Source organism: Glutamicibacter sp. NPDC087344, from assembly GCF_044744225.1.
GTDB lineage: Bacteria > Actinomycetota > Actinomycetes > Actinomycetales > Micrococcaceae > Glutamicibacter.
The window spans coordinates 26354-49515 of the sequence record NZ_JBIUXY010000002.1 but is presented as its reverse complement, the minus strand read 5'-3'; the positions used below and the strand labels follow the sequence as shown (position 1 = coordinate 49515).

Here is a 23162-nt window from a genome sequence, read left to right as displayed (position 1 = left end):
CATAGGCAAACCTTACCCAAAAACGTAAAGCGTCTCGTTCGTAATCATTGGCATGTATTACGCCGAGCTGCGCTTCATCAGCCCTCGCGCAACGCCTGATACAGGGGGCGCAACACGGTTTCCAGTTTTTTGCCGCCAACCTTGATGCCGGTCTCCGGCAGTTGGTCGAGCAGCAGCGCGGTGCCCAGCGCTTCGGGGCGCGGCGCAGGAGCCGGAACACTGCGATAGAAGTCCTCCAGCGACTCTTCCAGGGGCCGGCCCGCCAAAGCGGCATCGGAACGATCCTCGGATTCCGGTTCGGCCAGCGGGGTTTCCAAGGAACCCAGCAGCCTCTCGCGGCCCCTCCCCCGCCAAGCCAGGATGCCGAAAGGATCCTCGTCGAAGCGTTCGGCCAGCAGGTAAAAGGTCGCGGCCAGGTGTTTGCAGGGCACCGCAGAATCCGGGCAGGAGCAGGACATCGACAGCTGGCGTGGTCCGGCCGGGAAGAGCGAAAGGCCGCAGGCGGAGAACACCTGCTCGATATCTTCCGGCATCTGCCCGTCAAGCAGGCTTGCCACAAACCAGGCATCCTGGTTCAGCGCATCCTGGACCAGCTGCCACTGGGCCTCGGAGAGGACCGCCAGATCGATACGCACCCGGTAGGGATGCGCGCCGGAACCTTGGACCTTGGCGTGGACCGTCCCGGGGGAAATCGCCAAGGAGATCACCTGCCCCTTGCGTGCATAACTGCGCCCGCGTTGCAGCCGGGACCCCATCCCAAACCCGTCGAGGATCGTGATGAACCGCTTGGACCACCAGGTGGCGCCGATGGCGCCGCGCTGGCTGCGGGCCTTCAGCCCATTGGCTACCGCACGCGGGGTGGAGGGAGGGTAGAACCCGCCAAAATTCCTAGGCATCGATGGCCTCCGTGGACAGGGCGAACAGGTCGCGCAGCGAGTCGGTGGACAATTCGGTCAGCCATCCTTCCCCGTCGCCAACCACCAGGTCGGCCAGGGCTTGTTTATCCCGGATCATCTCATCAATCCGTTCCTCCAGGGTGCCGCGGCAGATGAACTTGCGCACCTGCACGGTGCGCTTCTGGCCGATGCGGAAGGCGCGGTCCGTCGCCTGGTTTTCCACCGCCGGGTTCCACCAGCGGTCAAGGTGCATCACGTGGTTCGCCGCGGTGAGGTTCAGCCCGGTCCCGCCGGCCTTCAACGACAGCAGGAAAATCGCCGGGCGCGAGGATTCCTGGAACTGCTGCACCATCTGGGTGCGTTTGGCGCGGCTGGTTCCGCCGTGCAGGTAAAAAATGTCCGCATCAAAACGGGTGGCCAGGTGCGGCAGCAGCATCTGGGCGAATTCGGTGTACTGGGTGAAACACAACACCTTGTCCCCCTCGGCGATAATCTGCTCCAGCAGTTCTTCCAGGCGCGCCACCTTGCCGCTGCGCCCGGCCACGGCGGAGCCGTCATGCAGCAGCTGCGCCGGATGGTTGCACACCTGTTTCAGCTTGGCCATGGCGGCAAGCACCAGACCCCGCCGTTCGATCCCCTCCGCGGCGGCGATCTTGTCCATCATCTCGGTGAGCACCGATTGATACAAGGTGGCCTGCTCCTGGCTGAGGGTGTAGTACTGGTCGATCTCGATCTTCTCGGGCAGGTCGTTGATGACCGTGGGATCGGTTTTCACCCGGCGCAACAGGTAGGGCTCGGTGATCCGGCGCAGCCGCTCGGCGGCCGGCGCCTGCTGGTGCCTCTCGATGGGGATGGAATAGCGGGTGCGGAATTCCTGCGGGCTGCCCAGCAATCCCGGGTTGAGGATATCCATCAGCGAGTACAGTTCGCCGAGCCGGTTTTCCACCGGGGTGCCGGTCAGCGCGACGCGGTGCCGTGCAGGCAAGGATTTCAGCGCCTTCCGCACCAGCGAGGTGCGGTTTTTGACCGCCTGGGCCTCATCAAAAACGATCCGGTTCCAGGTGTGGGCAGCAAACAGCTCGGTGTCCCGGGCCAACGTGGAGTAAGTGGTGATGATCAGGTCGTGACTTGCCAGAACCTGCTCCCAGTCATGGGTGTGGCGGGTGGACCCGTGATGCACATGCAGGCTCAGGTAGGGGGCGAACTTTTTGGCCTCGGCCTCCCAGTTGCCAATCAAGGACATGGGGCAGACCAAAAGCGTCGGCGAATTTTCCCCGTGCATTTCACGACGCACCGATTCAAAGGCGAGCAGCTGCACGGTTTTTCCCAGACCCATGTCATCGGCCAAACAGGCGCCCAGGCCGAGGTCTGCCAGGAAGTTCAGCCAGGACAAGCCACGGCGCTGATAGCCGCGCAGGTTGGCTTGGAAGCGCCGCGGCGGGTCCACCTGGCGGATCTGGCTGGCGGCGCTGCCGTTGAGCAGGGAACCGAGCCAGCCGTCGGCAACCACGGACTCCAGTTCCAGCGGCAGCCCCTGGCCATGCCCGGCGGCCAGTTGCAACAGGTCCCCGGCGGTGCCGCGCTGGCCGCGCTGCCCGGTGAGGAAATCCAAACCACCGCGCAGCTGCTCGGCGTCCAAGGCGATCCACTGCCCGCGCAGGCGCACCAGCGAAGACTTCGCCTTGGCCAGGGACTGCAGCTCGTCAGCGGTAAGCTCCATCTCCCCGATGGCGAGTTTCCATTCGAAGTCGCACAGCTGGTCCAAGCCGAAACGGGCCTGCGTCACGGCGTCGTTGCCGCCGCTGGATTCCGAGGAGCCGGCAAGTTTCAGCTTCATGCTGGCCTGGCGCTGCAACCAGTTGGGCAGCAATACCTCAAAACCTGCGGCGCTCAGCTCCGGGGCCACCGCGGAAAGGAATTCGACCGTCTGGTTCGCATCCAGCCGGATCCCCAGCGGCCGGGCCGCGCGCAGGCCAGCACGGATTGCGGGATAGATACGGGCGGCCTTGCCCAGCGCTGAGAGCAGCACCTCGCGCGGGCGGCCAAGCCAACGCGACAAACCTGAATCATCCGCCCATACCTGCTCGGCGCCAACCAGCAGGCTGTGGTCCTCGGCCGAGCGCAGCATGAAGTCAAGGCGGAATCCGGCCTCGAGGTCTACCGGATTGTTCTGCGTGGCCGGTTCCGAGGCTTCGGACATTTCGGCCAGGCGCAACACCAGATGGGCTTTCGAGCGGTCTGCGGTGGTGTAGTCCTCCCAGTCGGCAAGTTGCCGTTGCAAGGTTTGAACCGCTTGGGACTCGGCTGCAACCAGCGCCGTGGGAGCCGCCAGAGCCTGCACCCAAGCCTGCGCCGCATCCGGCGCGACCGAAGATTTCCCCAACACCGCAAGGTCGTTGGGAAGCTGGGAGCGCACTGTGGCGTCGGTCAGGTAACCCAAGGCGCTGGTGAACAGGTCGCCGGCGTGTTCCGAACCGGGCTCGGCCCGGAAAGATGGCGGCATGGAGGCCAGCAGCTGCGCCGCGGCGCTGCTATCCGGTCCCCGGAGCACCGGTGCCCACCGCGCCTCCGGGATATTCACCCCCGGTGCCGCAGAAATCCAGGAAATCTGGGGAAGCACGCGGGCGCGCAACACCAGCTCCTGGGCGAAAATGGCCAGTTCCCGCAGGTACCGCACGGAGTCGGAAATCTTCACATCCAGCTGCGGCGCCTCATCCTGGTACTCCGGGAATAACAGCGAACGCAGCAGCTCGTCCTCTCCGGGTTCGGCTTCGGGTGCGGCCAACGCGACCAGTTGCGCGACGGAAATCCAGCGCACCGGAACACTCCAGGAATGCAGGGCCGGTTCATAGGATACGGCCCTGCGCGGCTCAAGCCGGATCAGCTCACCGGAGTCCACCGGGGCGCGTTTCACCGACGGCAACCTCAAGATGCCCTGTGCTACCGGACCTGAAAACAACTGCTCCAAGATCTCGCGCTTGGCAGCGAATGGATGAGGCCGGGCCTTCTTGGTTGCCGTGCTGGTGCTGAATACCGGTAGGTCCGAGTCCTCGGCCCATAGCCCGGGTCCATCGGTCAACGACCAGAATGCGTGCAGAACCAACAAGGTGGCGGCCTTTCGGGAGGTGGCTGGCCGAGTATCCGGCCAGTCACCATTTTATTGCAGGGGTTCTGGTTTGGCGGCAACCAGCGCTCGTCCACAAGATGGAGCGACCAACAGGTTTATGCAGGCAGAGCCCTGTTGGTGTATTCAACTGACCATGATGAAGACCTTGCCTGGCAAGTAACGTGCTTAAACGCAGATGCCCCGCTCGAAGCGGGGCTCATACGATGTGTTCAACGAGAATCCTTGTTCCTCGCGGTGTCTCCATTTTTGCGCGAGCACCGCACCACCAATCAACCAACAGTTCTCCGGTAGACCAAGACACACTGACACTCTGACCAAGAAGCCAATCGAACAAGACCAAGAACTCCAAAACGAAGCCATCTCAGGACACTGAAACGAGTTGGCGACTGAATCACCGCAGGGTCTTGCCATCAATCTATCCTGAGGTGCCGTGGGCTACCGGTTAGGCGCAGCGATGCTCCCTAACTAGAATTCCTCCGTGGTAGCAAGAGCCGGATGGCTGTCAGCGGCCAAATAGACACGGCCAGTTCCCCCTAGGACACGACCCAGCTAAACTGCTAGGGCATCATTTCGGTGGCTTGAGAGATTTTCTACGCTCAGTACTCATAGAAGAGTATGGCGCTCCGCATTCAAGAATGGTCGGATTCGAAATATATACTGCAATTGTCAGCGCCAGAGACCCCGGGGGAAATCAATGGTCAGTCGAGTACCTACTGCACGAATTCGTTTTGATAAAGCCTTCTGGGGAACCTCAGGGAAGCTCGTGTTCACCGTGGGGAAAAAAGACTACGTTATCAGGAAATTCAAACAGTCTGAGTATGACTACCTCATAGCGCGTCAGATGGACCAGCCGAAAGTCCTGGCACGGATTAAAGGAAAAAACTATTGGTTTTTCCAAAACAAGTTCTACGCCGACTCTGACGAACTCAAAGCCAGTCAAATCTATGCCGTTCTTGAAGCAGAACGATTGCGGCGGCAACGAAAAGTCGAGAACGCCGTCGCGCTACAGAACCTCAAACACCAGCCATCAGTACGTCGCGGTATACCTGATGATGTCAAGTTGCTGGTGATGCAACGCGATCACGGGCAGTGCTGCCATTGTGGCTCTGTCACGGAACTCCAATACGACCACATCATTCCAGTCTCCCGGGGTGGCAGCAACAACGCGGAGAACTTACAAGTGCTCTGCGGACCATGCAATCGTGCCAAGGGGGCCAACCTAACCGTTCGACGGCTCGATTAGTGTCATGCTGATTCTTTGCGACTAGGACTCGTGAATGAGGCGCATACCGTGATCATGTGAAGTATCGGCAGGACAACAGGAAACCTGGCGACTTGTTTGAACTGGGCATCGAACTCACAGCTTCGCTACTCGAACATGACAAAACTTCCGTAGCGCCTATTGCTCGCGTACGTCGTGCCTCGCGTAGAACTTGGCAGGCCTAAGCAGACACTCTGCGCGCAATGTCTCAGTGTTACGCACGCCCGCGAGACGAACAGTTGTGCAGCAACACCTGTGAGCATGAGTCTGAACACAAGTCACGATCGTCGTTCGATGGCCACGCAATAGAAGATGATATCGCCCCACAGACTGTGGATAGTCTTACGGCGAATAAAACATGAGATCCGAATATTCCCTCTTCTAGTGCTCGTCGCAAGGTGACCAATAGCCACAACGTTGTCCCCGCCGGGCTGCAGCCCGGCGGGGTCAACGTGTTTTGGGGTTCTCAGAAGGCGGTGAAGCCGATGGCCTGAAGCTGTTCGCGCCCTTCAGAGTTGATATCTGACGGCCGCCACGAGGGCACCCACTCCCACGTCAGTTCGAACTTCGAACCACTCTTGGCGAGCACCGCTTCGATGTTGCGCTCCATCACCTCGGTCAGTGGACAGGCCGCGGAGGTCAAGGTCATCGTGATGTGGGCAAGCCCCGCCGGATCAACCTCGACCCGACGCACAAACCCGAGATCCACCACGTTGATTCCCAAATCCGGATCGATCACGTCATAAAGCGCCTCGCGGACGTCCAAAGCGGCCTGCGTATCAGGCTCCACCAGGACCACGCGTTCAGCGGCCGGGACGGCGTGCGCGGTTGGAGCCTCGGAGGCAGCCGATCCCATCAGCCCGCGTGGCCTGAGCGTCAGGCTCACGTCGCTGGCGGGGCTGCTGATCCAGTCGGCAAGACCATGGGCCTTCCGGCGGATCCGCACAATGTCTTCGGCAGCCGCCGCATGGCCGGTGTCCACCACGAGCACGTGGGGATCGAGCCCGGATGCCTCGGCTTGCATCAGCGCCTTGTCCAGGAGCCGAGCCAACCGTTCATAGGTTGCCCCCGGTCCGAAACGCAGCCGCGACCGTGCGTCGATGGCGGACAGTCCCAGCACCTGGGACAGTGCGGTGGTCACCTCGGAGGCGGCCATCCTCAGTTGCTCCTCCTGCACCTGGATCTGCAGGGTTTTCTCCATCGTGCTCATCTCTTCACCTCACTTCGTGCCGGCCTGACCCGCTGCGGGAGCAGGCTCTTGAGCGCGAACCCCTCATCGGCGAGTTGTTCCGCAGTGACCTGATGTTCGACATTGAGCAGTTTTCTCACCTGCAACACATCCTGCGGACGGTTCAGTGTCACCACGGCCTTGATCTGCCCGCCGTCAACGGTGAACACCGAGAACGAACGGCCCTCCGGCGACCCGCGCATCACGCGCTGGCCTCCCTCGGACAGCCCTACCGATTGCAGGTTGTGTTCATACTGGTGGGACCAGAAGTAGTGCTCTTCGCTGAATGGCACCGACTCACCGAGCAGGTTGCGAGCCAGGTTCATCCCCTGGCGCATGGCCGTATCGTGATGCTCGATACGAATCCTGCGCGCATACTTCGGATGGAATTGGGCCGCTACATCCTCTACCGCGTAGACCCCTGCGGCGCTGGTTCGGCCGTACTCGTCGGTGATGATCCCGCCGTCCACCTCGATCCCTGCGTCAGAGGCGATCTCCGTGTTGGGTACCGAACCGACGGCAAGCAGCAGTTCATCGCAGATGATCTTCTCCCCGTCGCTGGTGCTCAGTTCCAACCCGGTGGGTGTCTGCGTCATGGAGGTGACCGTTTCTCCCACCCGGAATTTGACGCCGTTTTCATGGTGGATGGAGAGCATGCTGTGTCCGACTTCCGGGACCGCCCCGCGGCTCAGCGGAATGGAGCCGGGGTGGAACACGGTGACTTGGGCGCCGCGTTTGGCAGCGACCGAGGCCAGCTCGCAACCGACAAATCCCGCACCCAGAACTACCAGGTGAAGCCCGGGAATGATGCGGCCCTTCAGCCGGCTTGCATCAGCGAAGTTCCGCAGCACATGGATTCGATCACCCCCGAAGCCTTCCAGGGTCCGGGCCCTGGCACCGGTGCCCAGCACCAGTGCGTCGTAGGAAAGCGAACGGCCATCGGATAGCTGGACCGTGCGGGCGGCGGTATCCAGCTTGTCCGCCCGAGTTCCCAGCACCAGCTCAACGTTGTTCTGGGTGTACCAGTCTTCCGAATTGATCTGGAAGTCGCTCTGGCCGAACTCCCCGGACAGATACTCCTTCGACAGCGGCGGACGTTCATACGGCAGGTGGGTCTCGTCGGTGACAAGAATGATCTCGCCCTCGAATCCTCCGTTCCGCAACCCGGTGGCGGTGGCCGTTGTGGCCACCCCACCACCTACCAGGACCACGGATTTCATGACACATCTACCGAGATGGTGCCGTCCTCAGCGACCTGGCACGGATAGGCGCTGAGCGAGTGGGTTGAGGGGTTGATGCCCTTGGCGGTGCAGACATCGAATTCCCACAGGTGCTGGGCGCATGTCAGCTTGTTGCCGTCAAGGTCACCGTCATCCAAGGCCCATTCCTGGTGCGGGCAACGGTTTTTGTAGGCCAGGACCTCACCGTCGTGGTTGACCAGGAGGACCGATTTCCCCTTGACCTCAACCGCGGTCATTTCGCCTTCCCACAAGTCATCGAGGGAGGAGACCTCTTGCCACTGCTGCGGGATCGTTTCGCTCATTGTACTCAACCCACTTTCTCTGCCAATTCAAAAATGTCTGCATGGAATGCTTCGCGCGCTGCGCGTGCGCTGGCGACAACGTCGTCTTCGGTTTTGCCCAGCAAGGGGGCAAGACTTGCGGCCGCGGCGTCCGCGATCTGCGACCACCGGTTGATCCATTTGCGCAGCGGAACTTCGTTGGAGGCCCGCTGGGCAATCGCGTATTTGGCCAAGGCACCGCTCCAGCGGTTGCGCCGTGCGCTGTCCGAGCCGAGCAGCCCGGAGAGCAGCCACGACTGCTCATCCCCGCGGCTTCTGCTCACGTCGCCGAATTGCTGCAGCAACACATCATCCAGTGTTGGTCCCAGCACCAGGTTCAGCGAGGTGAATGCTTCACCCCAGTCATAGGCGATCAGCGCCCGTTCGATGGCTTCCCGGGCCGGTTGCCAGGCGGGGTGCTTCTCCCACAGTTCCCGTTCCCGGGTTCCGATTCCGGACTCGGGGTGGGCGATCTGCAAGGCCCGGGTGCGGTAGGCAACGGCTGAGACCCGGCGCAGGAAGTCCGCATTCGCGTATCCGGCGGCACTGGTGACGTAGGAGGTCGGACCGATGAAACCGATGTAGGCTTCAGCCTGCTGGAATCCGTGGACCAGGAACCGCGACGGGGTGAAAAGCTCACCGAGCATGGTGACCTGCTCCGCCGACAGCGTCTGATCTGCCCCGCTGTCACCGTACTTTTCCAACACGCCGTCCAGTTTGGTCTGTTCGCTTGCCTGCAGGTTGACGTAGGAGCGGTAGGCGATCTGATCCGGGTCCCGGAAACCTTCCCAATTATCTGCTTGGAATGGGGAATTCTCCCGGTAGGTCAGAAACCACAGGTTGCCCGGTGAGGACGGGTTCTGTTCAAACACGCTCTTTTTGCCGCTGCGGGTATTCCAGTTTTGCGCGTGGGTGACAACCTCGTATTCGCTGGGCAGCCGGCGCACATCTCCGAAAGCGCTGAAGGTCCGCTGCTTGCGTTGTTTAGGGGCTTGGGTGCTCATCGGTTTGATTCCTTCAACAGTTTTGCGGAAGCTTTGGCTGATTCAGCGCTTTCCCACATGATCGAATCGCTGGTGGTTGAAACTCGCCCGGCGAAAGAGGACAACACCACTTCGAGTGAACGGATCCGGTAGTCGGCTCCGAGATAGTCCTGCAGGGTCGCCTCGGTGAGTACCAGTTTGTTTTCAGCCTGGACTCGGATGTAGGCGCCGCGGTCAATCACCTCGATCTCGGTATCCGGGTTGTCTTCCTCGATGGCCTCAATGATCTTGTCCACTTCATCGCCGATGCGGAGCACGGGGCCGACTGGATTTTTCATGAGATAACCTCCGACATGTCGTATTCGACCGAGACAAAATCCATCGCCGTGATACCGGCTTCCGCAACGGTCATCGAGCGTGGCAGCTTGCGGCCGTTGTGGACTACGATTTTCGGGTGCGGCAGGGCCCTGACCCGTCGTCCTTCTGAATGGTGCGCCACCGCGGCGGCGACCTCATCCATGGTGCTGGCCGTGGTGACCGGCACGAGGATGGAGACGAAATCCGTGGAGAACACCGCGCTCAGCGACACCATTTCCGGGGCCCGGTCTTCAACCCCGAGCTCAATTTTCTCTTCAGACATCTCACTCACCAATCCTGATTAGTCCGCGGGCTTCGCGTCCCTGGTAGTCGCGGGTCCAGGCCGAGTAGTTCGGATCATCACCCATGACCTCCGGGGTCATTCCCATGTATCCCAGAATTCCTTCAACCGTCATCGGCTGGATCTGGCCGTCGAGGAACCGGTCGACGAGTGTCTGGTGGTTGACGTTGTCGCGGTCCTTCCACCAGATCTGCCGGCACCCGAGGCTGCAGAAGTGCAGCTTCTTGCCGTTGTAATCCAGCTTGTGGTCGCGGATGCGCCAGCTGCCGTCACGAGCCTGGGTCGGGTTGCACATCGGCAGGTGGCAGGTCGAGCACAGCCACGGCAGGGTTTCGGGAAGTGTCGCCTGCACGTTGTTGGCGTTGACGTTGTCGATGATGACATCCCACTTGTCCCCGTACACGGCTTCCCAGTTGGGGTATTTCTCCCGCAGCCAGTCGCGTTCGTCCTTGGAGACTCCGGCGGTAGGGTTCCACCACAGCGTCGGACGCCACCACCACATGCCCATGTGCAGGCTGTGGTGCCAGGTGTCCAGGCCGCGCATGAACTCATCCCAGAACCACGGCTTTTTCAGCCCGTAGTCTTCAATGGTGCGGATGAACTGGTCGACAATCCATTCCTCCATGAATTCGCGGTAGGACTGCTTCCGGTGCTCCAGCGGAGTGTAGTAGTCCATGGCCGGCCCGGTCAGCGCGGCGAAGGCGCGGGCGTTGGACCAGAATCCCTTGTCGATGATCCACTGGGCGCGCTGCGGGTCGTGCTCCACCAGGATTTCCAGCGTGGCCACCCCCTGCTGGGAGTGCCGGGCCTCATCGGTTTGGATGGAGGAGATCATGTTGGCGAAGTTGATGTCGCCGGCTTGCATCGCATCTGCAGAGAGCGCAACGAACTGCAGGTTGGTGAAGCCGGTTTCAAAGGTCAACGGCAACATCAGTGCACAGTCGACGGCGTTCGAGGTGGTCATGAAGCCGTCGAACAGGGTGCGCAGGGCGATCGGCACCCAGTCATTGGTGCTGTAGGCCTTTTGGGTCCAGTCGAACTGAGGATCCTTGACGATGAGTTCGTGTCCAAAGAAGGTGGTCAGTGCGTTGTGCCGCAGCTCGTCCAGCTGGCCGTAGACGGCCATGTTTCGCCAGGCCGCGTTCAGGCCGAATCGTGCCATCTTGAGTTCGGCGAGCATTGCGGTGTATTCAACCTGGGCGACACCGCCGAAGTGCATTTTAGTGGATGATTTCCAGCCCTCGTCAAGATGGTCAAAGGTCGAGGTCCGCTGCAGGGCCGCCTTGACCGCAAAGGTCGAGGCTTCCTTTTCACGCTGGGTGTAGACATATTCGGAATAGCTGACCTTGTAGCCTTCTTCCCAGGTAAGCCAGGCTTCGCGGGGTACCTTGCCGGTGCCGGACAGCCAATCAGGGTAAACGGCTTCGTCATCAACATAGGACAGCGTCCAGTCGACGTTGCGGACAAAATCTTGCCATTCTTCGCGCTTGAGCAATGCCATGGTTTTAGCTCCCTTTTCTAGTCGACTTCGAGGTGGCCCAGTTGCCGATTGACACCTGAGTTGTCCCAATAGGCACTAATGCTGTCGATTAATCCGTCGTTGTTCACGTGCATGATGAAGAGGTGCGGTTCAGCGAAATACTGACCTTTTGATTCGATGAATCCCCACGCGGAGTCCTGGGTTCCGGTGATGTCGCAGGAAACTACGACGTTGCCGGTTTCGTTGTTCGCATCGATGTGGAACACGGTGTTGCCCAGATCCGGGAAGGCGTTGATCAGCCCGCTCCAGATGACCCGGCCGATGGTGCGGACCTTTCCATCCCCACGCACAACCCGCTGCTTCGCCCATACTTCGAATGGAATATAGGAAAAATCTGCGTTGTCCGTGCACAGTTCGGTCATGGCGACGACGTCGCGTTGACGGTAAACATCAAAAAACTTGGTGACAACTTCCGCAGGTGTCAGAGCCACCGACGTTGAGTTGGAATCGAGTGAAATCATTGGACTTCTCCTTCTCGTTAGACGATGGCCACTTGGTCTTGCCGTTTGACGGCAAGCCGGCGGTAGAGCTGGTTTTGGCACCAGTAGGCGTCAATGTGGTTGATCTGGCCGTTCTCAAGGGTGAACCGCCATGCGGTGTCGACGTCCAGGTGCTTTTCCTGATTGATCACCCCGAGGAAATCCGCGGCTTGGGTGCCCTCGACCTTGAATTCGGCAACAACCACGCTGCCGTGTTCCAGCTCGATCACGTTTTTGACGGTGAGGAGCAGATCCGGAAAAGCTATGACGATGTCGCTGAGCAGCTCGGTCATCACGTTTTTCGGACCGTCGGTGATGCGAAGCGGGAAAATGGTGATGCTCGCGTTCTCAGACACATTCTGCAGTGCCCCGGCGACATCCTTGTCGCGGAACGCGGTGAGGAAGGATTCGACGATGTGCTGCTGGGTGGGTGACATGATTGGCTCCTTTAGGTGGGTTCAGACAAGGTCGAGTGCCTTGACGACCGCAGCAGCGGTAGCCTCGGTTGAATTGGGATTCTGGCCGGTGATCAGGTTTCGATCCACCACCACGTGAGAAGCCCAGGCATAGGGCGCATCGTCAAAAATTGCGCCGGTGTTCTGCAGCGCGTCGGCCAAGAGCCACGGCATGCCCAGCTGGCCAATCTTGTTCTGGTCTTCCTCGTCATCGGTGTACGAGGTGAGCCGGTAACCTTCAAACAGCCACTGGCCGTCCTCGCGATCCGGGGCCGAGAGCAGCAAGGCCGGGCCGTGGCACAGCGAGGCGATGGTCGCATTTTTCTTGTGAAGGATCTCCAGGAGCCTGCCAACATCCGGGTTGTTGTACAGATCCACCATGGGGCCGTGGCCGCCTGGGGCGAAGATCGCGTCGAATTCCTGCAGTTCCTGCTCGCTGAGCGAAGCCAGCGACACCGGAGCGTTGAACCCCTCGATAGCGTCAAGGGCGGCTTTGCGAGACTGGGCCAGTGCGGCGCTGTCTGCCTCAAGTTCTGCGACTGCTGCGCGCAGCGCCTGTTCGCTCAGGCCTCCGGTGAGCTCTTCAGCAACCATCACCTCAACCAGTTTCCGCTGCTGGCTCCAAGCGATTTTTGCCGCCTTGCTGATCAAGGTGTGGGCTTCCCGCTCGCTGTGACCCGCCTCGGAAAGCAACCGGGCGATCCGGCGTGAGGCCATCAATTCTTGCTCGGTGGTGTGGGACAGGGTGATCCGGATGTCATCTGGATCGTGGTGGAACGTGCGGTACACCGAGGCGAAGTAGTCGCGGTCGGCGTCCGGGTAATGAAAAATCGGTTCAAGCCCGTAGGGGTCGGCCACCGGCAGCTTGCCGTCGGGTGTCAGCACCACGATCTCGGCTCCTGCTTCGACAAACTTTTCATATGACTTCAGTGCTTCCTCTGCCCAATAACCGGTGGGGTGATTGGGGCTGTCGCGCAGGTCTATTTCATGTGCGCTAGAGAGGAGGTAGGCAATTCGAGGCATGAAAGGCTCCCGATACTGTTGGAGGAATAAGGGGGTTGAAGGGATAGCGGCCCGCGCTGCTCACGTTGGGCCGGCTAGTGGACGTCGAATACGCCGGGTGGGTTTCGAATCGGTGCAGATCTGGGTTCCTTAGTGTTGATCCACCCGGAAAGTTTGGGCCGGCCAGGTGCTCTGGGGCGGCAGAGCTGTTCTCGAAACGAGGTTTTGTTTTCGCATTGCCACCCTCCTGACTTGTTGATTTTCTGTTGTGTTTACAGTCTGGTGATTTCATCCGCAGCAAACATGGGTGATATCACCCCCTTACCTACCTGTATTGTGTTTCCCATCACAGGAGGATCATGAACCACACAACAGTGAGCGGCCCGCTGCAGGGGGCGCCAGATCTAACAAGTTTCATTGGCCGACGAGATGAGATCACCGCAACGCGCGGTTTATTAGCCCATGCCCGGCTCCTGACCCTCTTAGGCCCCGGAGGGGTCGGTAAAACGCGGTTGTCCTTGGAATTGGCGGCACGTTCGCGCAAAACATTCCGCGACGGGGCGTGGGTGGTTGAGCTGGCCGCGCTGGAAGACGGGTCGCTGATTGGCTCCCAGATAGCCACGGCATTACGCCTGCCCGACCAATCCAACAGGTCCCCGCTTGAACGCCTGGCTGACTACCTGAGGGATCGGCAGCTGCTGCTGATCATGGACAACTGCGAGCACCTGGTCGAGGATGTTGCCGATGTTGTTGCCCAACTTTTGGAGGTCGCCCCCGGGCTGCGAGTGCTGACCACCAGCCGCGAACCGCTGGAAATTCTTGGCGAACAGATCTACCTGGTGCCGCCGCTGGCCGCTCCCAGCGATTCGGCGGCGGCTCACCAGTCCATTGAGGCATACGACTCGGTGCTGCTGCTGATTGACCGGGCCCGCAGCATCGATCCGGAGTTCCAGCTGACCAGCCACAACCAGTCCGCGATTGCCCAGATCTGCCAGCGTTTGGATGGGATTCCGCTGGCCATCGAACTGGCAGCGTCACGCTTGCGGTCGTTGTCCATCACCGAACTGCTCAAGCGCCTTGATCGCCGGTTCGACTTGCTGACCGGTGGCAACCGGGTAGCGGTCCCCCGGCAAGCGACGCTACGCGCCCTGGTGGATTGGAGTTATGAACTATGTTCCCCGGCAGAACGCCTGCTGTGGGCCCGGTTGACGGTCTTCCCCGGTGGTTTCGATCTTGAAGCGGCCGAGGAAGTGTGCGGTTTCGGGGAGATCAGCCGCGGCGAAGTCCTCGACCTGTTGGATCACCTGATCTCAAAATCACTGGTGGTGGCCGAACGTCCCCGCGGGTCGCTCGCACGCAGCGGGCAACAGCAACGGTACCGGCAGCTTTTCACCTTTCGTGAATACGGTGCAGAGCTCCTTGAAGCCAGCGGCGAAACCGCCGACCTGCGCCGGAGGCAACGTGATCACTACTTGCAACGCGCCGCTGACATGGTCTCCAAGTGGTGCGGCCCGGATCAGGCAGGCAGGCTTGCCGCCGCTCGGCGTGATCATGCGAACCTGCTCTCAGCCCTCGAGTGGTCTGCGACCACCCCGGGAGAAGAATTGGCCGGGGCCACCCTGGCGGCCCTGCTTCGCTACCATTGGCACGCTGGCGGAAACCTCAGCGATGGGCGTCGTTGGATGGATCGCCTGCTGGCACTGACGCAGGAACCCACCGCTGAACGCGGCAATGCGTTGTGGTCAGCCGCCTGGGTTTGCCTGGTCCAGGGAGACCGCGATGGGGCCAAGGTTTATCTTGAAGAGTGCCGTCAGGTGGCCGAACTGAGAAATGACCCGGTTTTGGCGGCCCATGCCGACCATTGGGATGCGCTGCGCCATCTTTTTGGCGGGGATCTGGAACCGGCAATTGACATGTTCGGCTCGGCCATCGCGGTGCACCGCCGGGTGGGCGACACCATGTCTGCGCTCATCGCCGTGTTCCAGCGCGCCTGGGCGCAGGCCTACGCGGGCAGAGCTCATGCCGAGGCAGGGCTGGCGGCTTGTCAGGGCGCGATTGCTGAAAGCGAGGCGCTCGGCGAGCTGTGGACCAAGGCGTATTCGCATTGGGTCTCCGGTTTATGCCAACGCCACCTGGGAGACCTTGACTCCGCCTTGAATTCTCAAATGGCCGGGCTGGAAATTGAACGCGACTTCCTGGACGGCATTTGCACCGCGCTGACCATTGACGATATGGCCTGGACGTTGGCAGCCAAGGGGCAGTTTGAGCAAGCGGGCACCGCCCACCTGGCAGCCCGGTCGGTCTGGCGAGGATTTGGTACCTCAATCGCCGCGTTCGGACCCCACCTGGAGGGTGATTCGCTGCAGACCATCAACCTGGTGCAGCAGGCCCTGGGTGAAAGCCGGGTCGCGCAGATCCATGCGGCGGTCGGTGAACCAAGCGAAGTTGAAGCCATCGAGATTGCGCTGAAAAATGCCTCCGGGGCGACCGAGGTGGCGGCGCCGCTTCACAGCCCGTCGAGCCAGCAGCCCGCACCGCGGATTAACCTGAAAACCCCGGCTGGGGTTTCACTAACCAAACGCGAACAGCAAATTGCCGGCCTGCTCTCCGAAGGAAATACCAACAAGGACATTGCCGGCACCCTGGTCATTTCCCCGCGAACGGTTGACGGGCATGTCGAAAATATCCTGTCCAAGCTGGGCTTCACCTCGCGCACTCAGATCGCCGCGTGGTATGTGGGACAGGGGGAAAAAGCGGCAAACTAGGTGCCGAAGACGCCTGGTTGAGTTGATCTCCCAGCCAAGTGATGCCGCAGGTCTCAAATTTGCCAGTAAGCCTTGGAAAGTTAGTGGTGAACCGGCGCCATCCATTCAGAGCGGTTGTCGGCGAACGCGCGTGGGGAGATCCCATGGCGATCGCGAAATTCATTGATGAAGTGCGAGGCGCTGCCATACCCAACTTCACGCGAAATCTCGGTGATGTTTGAGCCACTGGCCAACAACAGCTCGCGGGCGCGTTTCAGCCTGAGATCCTTGATGAACTGATACGGAGATTGTCCCGTCACTTCGCGGAAAAGGGGTGAGAACGCTGAAGTACTCATATGCGCCTGCACCGCTAATTCACCCACGGTCAAAGGTTCCGCCAGATGTTCTTTGGCATAGGACATGGCCGCCCGAATTGGCTGATGCGTTTGCTCGCCGGCGGCGCGCTTCACCAGAGGAGCATATTGCTCTGCTTGCAGCGCGCGGAAGACAATCTCCCGTAGGTAGGCCGGCGCCAACACCCTTTTTTCGGTTTCTGACTTGAGCGAGCGCAGGAACCTTAGAATCGCGTCCAGAAAATCTCGGCTCAATACTGAATGAGATGTTCCACCGGCCGAAGTGCTCGCAGATGGACTCATCTGGCCAGCCGACCGTTGTTCTTCCATGATCTCAGCCGACACCTGCCGGACCAGATCCGGATCAAGTTGCAGACCAAAAGACAGAAACGGCTCTGCAGGGCTGGCCTCCAGAATAACTGTCCTAAACGGAACGTCACCGGGCACCGCCAGATACGAAAACGGATCATAATACTTCTCGATCCCGTTCATCGTGATGCATTTTCGACCCTGCATGATCACGCAGAGGTGCAGTTCGCTGACTTCTTCCCATATTGGTGCAGCAGGCGCTTCGTAGCGGTAGATGACCAGACCTGGAAAAGCACCCGAGTTGGTACCTACCTCTCGTGCCAATTCCTTGATTTCGGCCACCACATCGGCGGAGCTGACGCGGAAATCCAAAGGTTCCATCGAATCAAACATGTAAGTTCCTGACATGTGCACAGCTGAATATTTTTCGGGAAAAGATCTTCTCACTCACCGGATATCTCCCGGCCAAAGAACGTTGCTGCTCAATATCCGCTATGCGGAACGATTCCGAACACCTTCTCACAGGATTGTAGGAATCCACAATACTGACGATGGAATCTGCAAGTAACTGCTCAGGCATTGTCCTACCTTTGTTAGTACTGGATTCAGAACCTCGGCAGTCAGAAACTGTGCCCCGTTCTTGGTCTCCATGCGTAGCGCTATTACCCGGCTGTCGCGGGCACATACCCTCTGGTTCTCCAACTTTCTCCTCATCATTCCCCAAAGCAGGAAGGCTACCTGAATGAAAATTTTGATTGTACTCACCTCACATGATCAGCTGGGCAACAGCGGGCGTAAAACCGGGTTCTGGTTAGAAGAATTTGTGGCACCCTACTATTTGTTCAAAGAAGCTAAGGCGGAGATCACCCTCGCCTCGCCGAAGGGCGGCCGTCCACCGCTGGATCCGCTCAGCACCCAAAGCGAATACCAAACCGATGAGACTCGTCGTTTTGAAACCGATCAGGAATCGCTGGCCGTGCTGGGGCAATCGGTGCCTCTGTCCACGATTTCCGCCGATGATTACGATGCTGTCTTTTACCCCGGTGGCCACGGAGTGATGTGGGACCTGGCCGAAGACCGGCAGTCAATCAAACTGATCCAGGATTTTGTTCAGGCCCAGAAACCCACCGCCTTGGTATGTCACGCATCTGGCGCGTTGCGCCACGTCAAGACCGCTGACGGACGGCCTCTGGTCGAAGGGCGACAGGTCACTGGATTCTCTAACTCAGAAGAGGAAGGGGCCGGACTCTCCGATGTCGTTCCATTCCTTGTTGAAGACATGCTGAAAACGAACGGCGGAATCTATTCCAGCGGGGATGACTGGAGCTCCCACGTGGTGCAAGACGGATTGCTCATCACGGGCCAAAATCCAGAATCATCCAAGGCGGTTGCCCAGGCACTGTTGCAGACCCTCTCGGTGCAGGCCTAATTCCTGTACTGAGTATCGAGAGCGAGGAGGAAACGTGGATCTTGAGCACGTATCTGTTCTCCAGCGGTGGCCCAGTAAACGCTGAGCAACGTTCCGGGGTCAGCGCTGCCCCATGAGAACCGCCGTGCAACCCATTCCCCTCGAAGATAGGCCGAGGGCCGAACGCTAACACCCAAGAGCGTCCGGCCCTCGGCATTGTGTTTTCGCCAAGTTCGCCGAGGCCAAGTTCAGTGCCTCATCTTGTTTGTCATGTGCACCACGATTGCTTCAGCCACCCGTAGGCTTAAGGTGTGGATTCAGCAGAACACCTCAGTTATCTTTTGGCCCGTCCCGACGAGGTGGCCTCATGGGTAGACACCATGGGCGGTTACGAGCCGGTACTCGGTGCCGAAGCCTCCAAGGCTGAAACGCTCAAGCAACCGGCCGATGCCGCGGCACTCCTTGCTTCCCGTGCCCTATTGCGCCTGTTGCTTTCTCATGAACTGGGCACCGACCCGCGAATCGCACATACCTTGCCGATTACCCGCCACTGCCCGGACTGTGGAATTACGGATCATGGCCAACCGCGCCACCCGCAACGCGCGGTCTCGCTCTCCCGTACCCGTGAACTGGTTTTGGCTGCCGTGGGCCCGGCCAATGCGCTGCTTGGTGTGGATGTGGAACGAGGGCCGGCGCTGAGCGCCCCGGGTGTTTTTCCCGGGTTTGACGATACGGTACTGTCCCCCGGCGAGCGCGTCCTCGTGGCCTCAGAGGCGCACCCCGACTCCCTGCGCCTGAGTATATTTTCCGCCAAGGAGGCACTGCTCAAAGCCACCGGCGAGGGATTGCGTGTTGATCCGAGCAGTTTTGAAGTCGGCGCCGCTCCGCTAGGGGTCTGGGTATCAGTTCCCACACCCGGTGTCGATTCTGGCTCGTTATTCCTGCAACAGATTCAGGCCGGGGATGGGCATGTTGCGACGCTGGCTTGTTCGAAGCCGCTGAAGACCCGCCCTCTTAGCATCTCCGACTTGAACAAATTCTAGGCTCGACCGCTGGGCTCACATCGGAGCGAGCGAAGTACGTTCTCCCCGTCATTCCACCGGCCGCTTCCAGGGTTTCCCCTGTCGCTGACCGCACTAGCGAACAAACGTTTATTGCTGGAAAAACCCATGTGGATTCGCGCAGGGGTAGCCTCTGACCTGTTCTGGCCATCGCCCACGATTGCCTATGAGACCTTGCCTCAAAATTGGCGAGCGACTCAGTTACTCATAGATTTCGAAAGAGACGTTAGGTGAAACTCAACTCGTGAACTCCAGTCTTTCCTGACAGTCGGTGCAGGGAGAAATGCACAGAGGTATGACGAGTGATGCCAGTAACCCGCGGATAGAAGTACCCTGTCAGTGACAGATCTTGCGGGGTTCACACCCTTGCCAAGATGGTGCCATTAGTGGAACCATGGAGGTGTACCGATGATTGACGACATCGTGAAGAAAATGCACTCTAATCCAAATGGGGTCCGGTATTCAGAGCTCGTGAAAGTATGCATTGCATATTTTGGTGAACCTCGAACAAGTGGAAGCCATTGCGTCTTCAAGATGCCGCGGCAAGGCGATCCACGCGTTAATATTCAAAACAAAAATGGCATGGCCAAGCCATACCAGGTGAGGCAAGTGCTCAATGCAATCGAAAAGGCAGAAGAGCGCAAAGGGAACTGAAAATGCCAGCTAGTATGTCATCTGTTGTAGCCCATTACGTGTACAGCGTTGTATGGTCGCCTGAAGACGAAGAGTACGTTGCCAGCGTGGCCGAGTTTCCTTCGCTGTCTTGGATGGACGAGGATCAAGTCGAAGCACTGCTCGGTCTTCGCTCGCTTCTTCGTGAGGTAATCGAGGACATGGAGGCCAACGGCGAAGACGTCCCAAGTCCTATTACTGAGCGCAAGTACAGCGGCAACATCAAACTGCGCGTCTCTCCCGAAAAACACCGTGAGCTAACCATTGCGGCAGCCACTCAAGGCGTATCCCTTAATCGGTATCTCTCAGAGCGTCTAGCGTCAGTTTAACGAAAAAATCATGCAGGCCACTAGGTTTGTGCGAACCCCCTAAAGGTATCGTTCTTGGTACCATCGGACGTTACTGGAGAGGTGAAAGATGACCCAGAGTCAAGACCACAACTTTGATCCGATGATCTACGACGTAATGCGTGAACTGACCACACAGGTTGTCGGCAGGTACTCTACGTGGGAAAGCGAAGCTGCTACAGAGCGCGAAGCTAAACACTGGCGAGCAGAATGGCTACGGGTGCGCAGTGAAGCGCGCGAAGTGAACCCACGCAGCCGAGAAGCAGTCGACAGCAAAACTAACGAACTGCGCCAAACGTTGCGCCAGTTGCCGACCAATGCACCTGCTCTCCCCTGAAGACTGTGGAGTTAGTCGCAGCCACGCTGAGAACTAGATTCGAGTCTCATGTGCGGCCATCCCCCTGCCGGAAGTTCGACGCTGAGTGTTTGGCGCGGGGTTGTCTTATCGCTCATATAACAACTCTTCGATTTTGGTTCGTCCGGCGGATCGTTCGCGGGTGGAATGCGCATCTTGCAGATCGACTGCGATGGCAGCCATGGGCACTTTGCCATTTTCAAGTGGCGGTACGAAGTTGAGCTCTCTAATCAATATGTCACCGGTTGCGTCTTCTCTGAGCCCTAGCCTCCTGGCATTTCGTCGATAAACCCGGCCGTTGCGTAGCCTTCCAGACCAGTAGTTCCAGCAGCCAAGCCGAAGGAGTTAGCAATACGACGATCTTCAAGACTTGTAATGCCTGTGATGCCAAGGACTGTAGATAGCTGGGCTTTTGATGAGACGCTGCCACGGAAACGACGTGGTGTCGCGCGATTGCGCGCAAGCTGGTGGAATTCCTCCGCCGAAATGCGGGAAATCTTCTTGCGCAACCTCCATAACTCGCTTGAAGACAGCCAGGTGACTTTTTGGCCAGAGAGCAAAAACAGGGCAGCCCAAGCGGTTTGATCTGTCCATAAACGGCCCGAGCGCCTACCTGCGTGTTTTGCACGGTACACCGACTCTGTGTCTATCAGGATCGTTCGTCAAGCCACCCCGGCCTGTTCCAAACGCCCAGTTTTCAGCATTTTTCTGACAGCTTCAGTGGTGACGCCCAAGACTGCAGACGCCTCACGTGTCGTCATCGTCTTCATGACACATGGGTACCGATAAGCCAACCATTGTGTCAATAGATCGTTACCTCCAACAAGAAACCCAGGTCCATTCGAGCAATGAAATTCATTTGATTTCCCGGATGAGCTCCTGTGCCGAAAAATCATGCAGGCCGCCAAGTCCCTATTGCCAACTTGTTGCCGATTCTTTAGCTCTAAACTACGTATTCTGGGAGATCCTGCGCATGCGGACTACAGGCACAAACAACAAATGTTGAACCGCGCTGACGCGACCCAACCCGTTTGGTCTGGCAGTCATCCAAACTCGAATCTCTGCATACATAGAGGTCAACTTCAGCAAACCACAAGGCGCCGGGAACGGAAGTGATTCGAGTTCCCGGCGCCTTGTTAGTGGCGAGTTAGGCGTTGTCGCCGGCCGCCGCTTGAATGCTGTCATCAATGGCTTCGGGGCCCTCGGGCTGAATCTGCAGCGCGCGCAGTTCTTTCCCGGAAACCGCGACGGCGACACTGAAGACCAGGGCCATGGCCCCGCCGGCGGCAATTGCCCCACCGGGGCCCAACACCTTGGCCAGCAGCGAGAGCAACGGGCCGCCGAGGGTATCACCCACGGTTCCTTGGGCGCTCCAGACCGCGCTGACCCGGCCCAGGAGCCGGTCCGGGGTTCGGCGGGCAATGATCGTGTACCGGAAGATCTCCGCCAAAACATCTCCCACACCGGTCAGGGCCATGGCCACCAATGCCACCCAGAGGGAATTGCTCAGCCCCAGGGCCAGCACCCCCAGGCTGGAAGCGCACAAAACGAGCAGCAGAATCCGGCCCACCGGGCGGACCCTGGAGGTCCACCCGCTGGACAGCGAGGCCAGCAGCGCGCCCGCGGCCGGGGCCGAGTAGAGCAGCCCGGCGGCTTCCGGTCCCAGGCCCAGCTGCCGTTCGGCGAACTCGGGAATCAGCACATACGGCGAGGCGCACAACAGCTGGATGAACCCCAGCAGCATGATGGGCCCGATGATCCGATCACGGGTGACAAAACCCAGTCCTTCCCGGGTGTCGCCCCAGGCCTGCGTGCAGGTCTGGGTGAAAGCACCAAGCAGTGAGGCCCGGCGGATCTGCTGATCAATCTCGTTTTGTTCCTCCGCCCCCGGCTCCAGTTCGGGAAGCCGGTATAGCAACGCCACACTGGCTAAGCTCGCGGCAATCACCCAGATATACAGCCAGCCTGGGCCAATTACCGCGTAGAGCAGGCCGCCTAAGGCCGGGGTGAGCACCATGCCCAAATCCATGCTGATGGCCATGAGCGCGCTCGCGGCCGGAAGCTGGGATTCTTCGACGGTGCGCGGCACGGCGGCAGACAGTGCGGTGGCACTGATGCCGCCGGCCAACCCGTCCACGGCCGCGGCCACGTGGAAGGCCGCCAGCCACGGGTCGGGCAGGAAGGCGTTCACCGCCAGCAGCGCGAATCCGGCAATGGCCGCGCTGCGGGCCACCAGAATCAGTTTGCGTCGATCCAACCGGTCGGCCAGCAGGCCGCCGGACAAGGCGCCAACAAATCCGGCGATACCCATCACCGTGGCCACCAGCGCGACCTGGATGGAGGAGCCGGTCAACGCATATACCTGCAACGGAATCGCGGTGCTCAGCACCCCGATGCCGGCAATGGATACCAAACGCCCCCAGAAGATCAGGGAGAACGAGCGGCTGCTGCGCAGCGGACCGAGATCAATGCTGTGGCGGCGCAGCCACGTGATCACTGGGCGGATTCCCGCGGGGTGATGTCGCTCCAGTGCTCTTCAACGTATTCGTTGACTTCCCCAAGGGCCGCCGGGCCGAATACCTGGTTCCAGCCTTCGGGAACCTGGGCGAACTCGGGCCAGATGCTGTGCTGATTCAGGTGGTTGACCAGGACTAGGAAGCTGCCGTCGGTGCGATCAAAGGGATTCATGGATACTCCTTGAGATAAAACTTGTGAATAATTCT

General features: G+C 59.6%; 23 protein-coding genes. 7 read left to right on the top strand and 16 right to left on the bottom strand.

The genetic code is table 11. The features are described 5' to 3' along the window. Positions 1–77: 77 nt before the first annotated feature. Together ACIOWL_RS03240 and ACIOWL_RS03235 are read right to left on the bottom strand one after the other, a co-directional pair. Positions 78–896 carry an SWIM zinc finger family protein gene (locus ACIOWL_RS03240; protein WP_400381643.1) on the bottom strand — a complete coding sequence of 273 codons (819 nt, stop codon included), beginning with the start codon at positions 894–896 and terminating at the stop codon, positions 78–80. Next, positions 889–4002, bottom strand: coding sequence for a DEAD/DEAH box helicase (locus ACIOWL_RS03235; protein WP_400381641.1), 3114 nt, complete (start codon positions 4000–4002; stop codon positions 889–891). The genes ACIOWL_RS03240 and ACIOWL_RS03235 overlap by 8 nt, the downstream gene beginning before the upstream one ends. A 715-nt stretch (positions 4003–4717) precedes the next feature. Between ACIOWL_RS03235 and ACIOWL_RS03230 the strand changes: the two genes are divergently transcribed. After that, positions 4718–5266 carry an HNH endonuclease gene (locus tag ACIOWL_RS03230; RefSeq protein WP_400381638.1) on the top strand — a complete coding sequence of 183 codons (549 nt, stop codon included), beginning with the start codon at positions 4718–4720 and terminating at the stop codon, positions 5264–5266. Positions 5267–5750: 484 nt separating this feature from the next. On the opposite strand, the gene ACIOWL_RS03225 is transcribed toward ACIOWL_RS03230, so the two are convergent. From ACIOWL_RS03225 to ACIOWL_RS03180, 10 genes are read right to left on the bottom strand one after another with little or no spacing between them, the layout of a single operon-like run. Then, positions 5751–6494, bottom strand: a complete 744-nt coding sequence (locus ACIOWL_RS03225; RefSeq protein ID WP_400381635.1) for an iron-sulfur cluster assembly protein — start codon at positions 6492–6494, stop codon at positions 5751–5753. Beyond that, the gene (locus ACIOWL_RS03220; protein ID WP_400381632.1) at positions 6491–7732 is read right to left on the bottom strand and encodes an NAD(P)/FAD-dependent oxidoreductase; all 1242 of its coding nucleotides are present in this window, start codon (positions 7730–7732) and stop codon (positions 6491–6493) included. Before ACIOWL_RS03220 ends, ACIOWL_RS03225 begins: the two co-directional genes overlap by 4 nt. Then, entirely contained in the window at positions 7729–8055 is a 327-nt protein-coding gene (locus tag ACIOWL_RS03215) for a Rieske 2Fe-2S domain-containing protein (protein ID WP_400381629.1), read from the bottom strand. Before ACIOWL_RS03215 ends, ACIOWL_RS03220 begins: the two co-directional genes overlap by 4 nt. Before the next feature lie 5 nt (positions 8056–8060). Then, complete coding sequence (locus tag ACIOWL_RS03210) at positions 8061–9077, bottom strand: hypothetical protein (protein ID WP_400381627.1); 1017 nt, start codon at positions 9075–9077, stop codon at positions 8061–8063. Then, complete coding sequence (locus tag ACIOWL_RS03205; protein ID WP_400381624.1) at positions 9074–9394, bottom strand: MmoB/DmpM family protein; 321 nt, start codon at positions 9392–9394, stop codon at positions 9074–9076. The genes ACIOWL_RS03210 and ACIOWL_RS03205 overlap by 4 nt, the downstream gene beginning before the upstream one ends. Continuing rightward, positions 9391–9696, bottom strand: coding sequence for a toluene-4-monooxygenase system B family protein (locus ACIOWL_RS03200; protein ID WP_400381622.1), 306 nt, complete (start codon positions 9694–9696; stop codon positions 9391–9393). Before ACIOWL_RS03200 ends, ACIOWL_RS03205 begins: the two co-directional genes overlap by 4 nt. 1 nt (position 9697) lies before the next feature. Next, on the bottom strand, positions 9698–11215 hold the full coding sequence (locus tag ACIOWL_RS03195) for a toluene monooxygenase (RefSeq protein ID WP_400381620.1): 1518 nt from the start codon (positions 11213–11215) through the stop codon (positions 9698–9700). Between the two features lie 17 nt (positions 11216–11232). Further along, positions 11233–11715 carry a nuclear transport factor 2 family protein gene (locus ACIOWL_RS03190; protein WP_400381618.1) on the bottom strand — a complete coding sequence of 161 codons (483 nt, stop codon included), beginning with the start codon at positions 11713–11715 and terminating at the stop codon, positions 11233–11235. Between the two features lie 17 nt (positions 11716–11732). Beyond that, entirely contained in the window at positions 11733–12170 is a 438-nt protein-coding gene (locus tag ACIOWL_RS03185) for a nuclear transport factor 2 family protein (protein ID WP_400381616.1), read from the bottom strand. A 21-nt stretch (positions 12171–12191) separates the two neighbouring features. Next, on the bottom strand, positions 12192–13211 hold the full coding sequence (locus tag ACIOWL_RS03180; protein ID WP_400381614.1) for a DJ-1/PfpI family protein: 1020 nt from the start codon (positions 13209–13211) through the stop codon (positions 12192–12194). 338 nt (positions 13212–13549) lie between these two features. Between ACIOWL_RS03180 and ACIOWL_RS03175 the strand changes: the two genes are divergently transcribed. Then, complete coding sequence (locus ACIOWL_RS03175; protein ID WP_400381612.1) at positions 13550–15955, top strand: LuxR C-terminal-related transcriptional regulator; 2406 nt, start codon at positions 13550–13552, stop codon at positions 15953–15955. An 80-nt stretch (positions 15956–16035) separates the two neighbouring features. On the opposite strand, the gene ACIOWL_RS03170 is transcribed toward ACIOWL_RS03175, so the two are convergent. Beyond that, positions 16036–16989, bottom strand: a complete 954-nt coding sequence (locus tag ACIOWL_RS03170) for an AraC family transcriptional regulator N-terminal domain-containing protein (protein ID WP_400381609.1) — start codon at positions 16987–16989, stop codon at positions 16036–16038. A 349-nt stretch (positions 16990–17338) separates the two neighbouring features. Between ACIOWL_RS03170 and ACIOWL_RS03165 the strand changes: the two genes are divergently transcribed. The 5 genes from ACIOWL_RS03165 to ACIOWL_RS03145 all read left to right on the top strand — a co-directional run bounded on the left by ACIOWL_RS03165 (position 17339) and on the right by ACIOWL_RS03145 (position 20421). Then, positions 17339–18025 carry a type 1 glutamine amidotransferase domain-containing protein gene (locus tag ACIOWL_RS03165; protein ID WP_400381606.1) on the top strand — a complete coding sequence of 229 codons (687 nt, stop codon included), beginning with the start codon at positions 17339–17341 and terminating at the stop codon, positions 18023–18025. 290 nt (positions 18026–18315) lie between these two features. After that, positions 18316–19047: a 4'-phosphopantetheinyl transferase family protein gene (locus tag ACIOWL_RS03160; RefSeq protein ID WP_400381604.1), complete on the top strand. Its 732-nt coding sequence runs from the start codon at positions 18316–18318 to the stop codon at positions 19045–19047. Between the two features lie 426 nt (positions 19048–19473). Beyond that, entirely contained in the window at positions 19474–19719 is a 246-nt protein-coding gene (locus ACIOWL_RS03155; protein ID WP_400381603.1) for a toxin HicA, read from the top strand. Between the two features lie 14 nt (positions 19720–19733). After that, complete coding sequence (locus tag ACIOWL_RS03150; RefSeq protein WP_400381601.1) at positions 19734–20066, top strand: type II toxin-antitoxin system HicB family antitoxin; 333 nt, start codon at positions 19734–19736, stop codon at positions 20064–20066. A gap of 88 nt (positions 20067–20154) precedes the next feature. Beyond that, the gene (locus ACIOWL_RS03145) at positions 20155–20421 is read left to right on the top strand and encodes a hypothetical protein (protein ID WP_400381598.1); all 267 of its coding nucleotides are present in this window, start codon (positions 20155–20157) and stop codon (positions 20419–20421) included. Between the two features lie 281 nt (positions 20422–20702). Here the strand turns inward: ACIOWL_RS03145 and ACIOWL_RS03140 are convergent, their stop codons facing one another. The 3 genes from ACIOWL_RS03140 to ACIOWL_RS03130 all read right to left on the bottom strand — a co-directional run bounded on the left by ACIOWL_RS03140 (position 20703) and on the right by ACIOWL_RS03130 (position 23127). Then, a complete protein-coding gene (locus tag ACIOWL_RS03140) occupies positions 20703–20948 on the bottom strand; it encodes a hypothetical protein (RefSeq protein ID WP_400381596.1) in 246 nt (81 codons plus the stop codon). A 638-nt stretch (positions 20949–21586) separates the two neighbouring features. Beyond that, complete coding sequence (gene entS, locus ACIOWL_RS03135; protein WP_400381593.1) at positions 21587–22936, bottom strand: enterobactin transporter EntS; 1350 nt, start codon at positions 22934–22936, stop codon at positions 21587–21589. Next, the gene (locus tag ACIOWL_RS03130; RefSeq protein WP_400381591.1) at positions 22933–23127 is read right to left on the bottom strand and encodes an MbtH family protein; all 195 of its coding nucleotides are present in this window, start codon (positions 23125–23127) and stop codon (positions 22933–22935) included. The genes entS and ACIOWL_RS03130 overlap by 4 nt, the downstream gene beginning before the upstream one ends. Between the last annotated feature and the right edge of the window lie 35 nt (positions 23128–23162).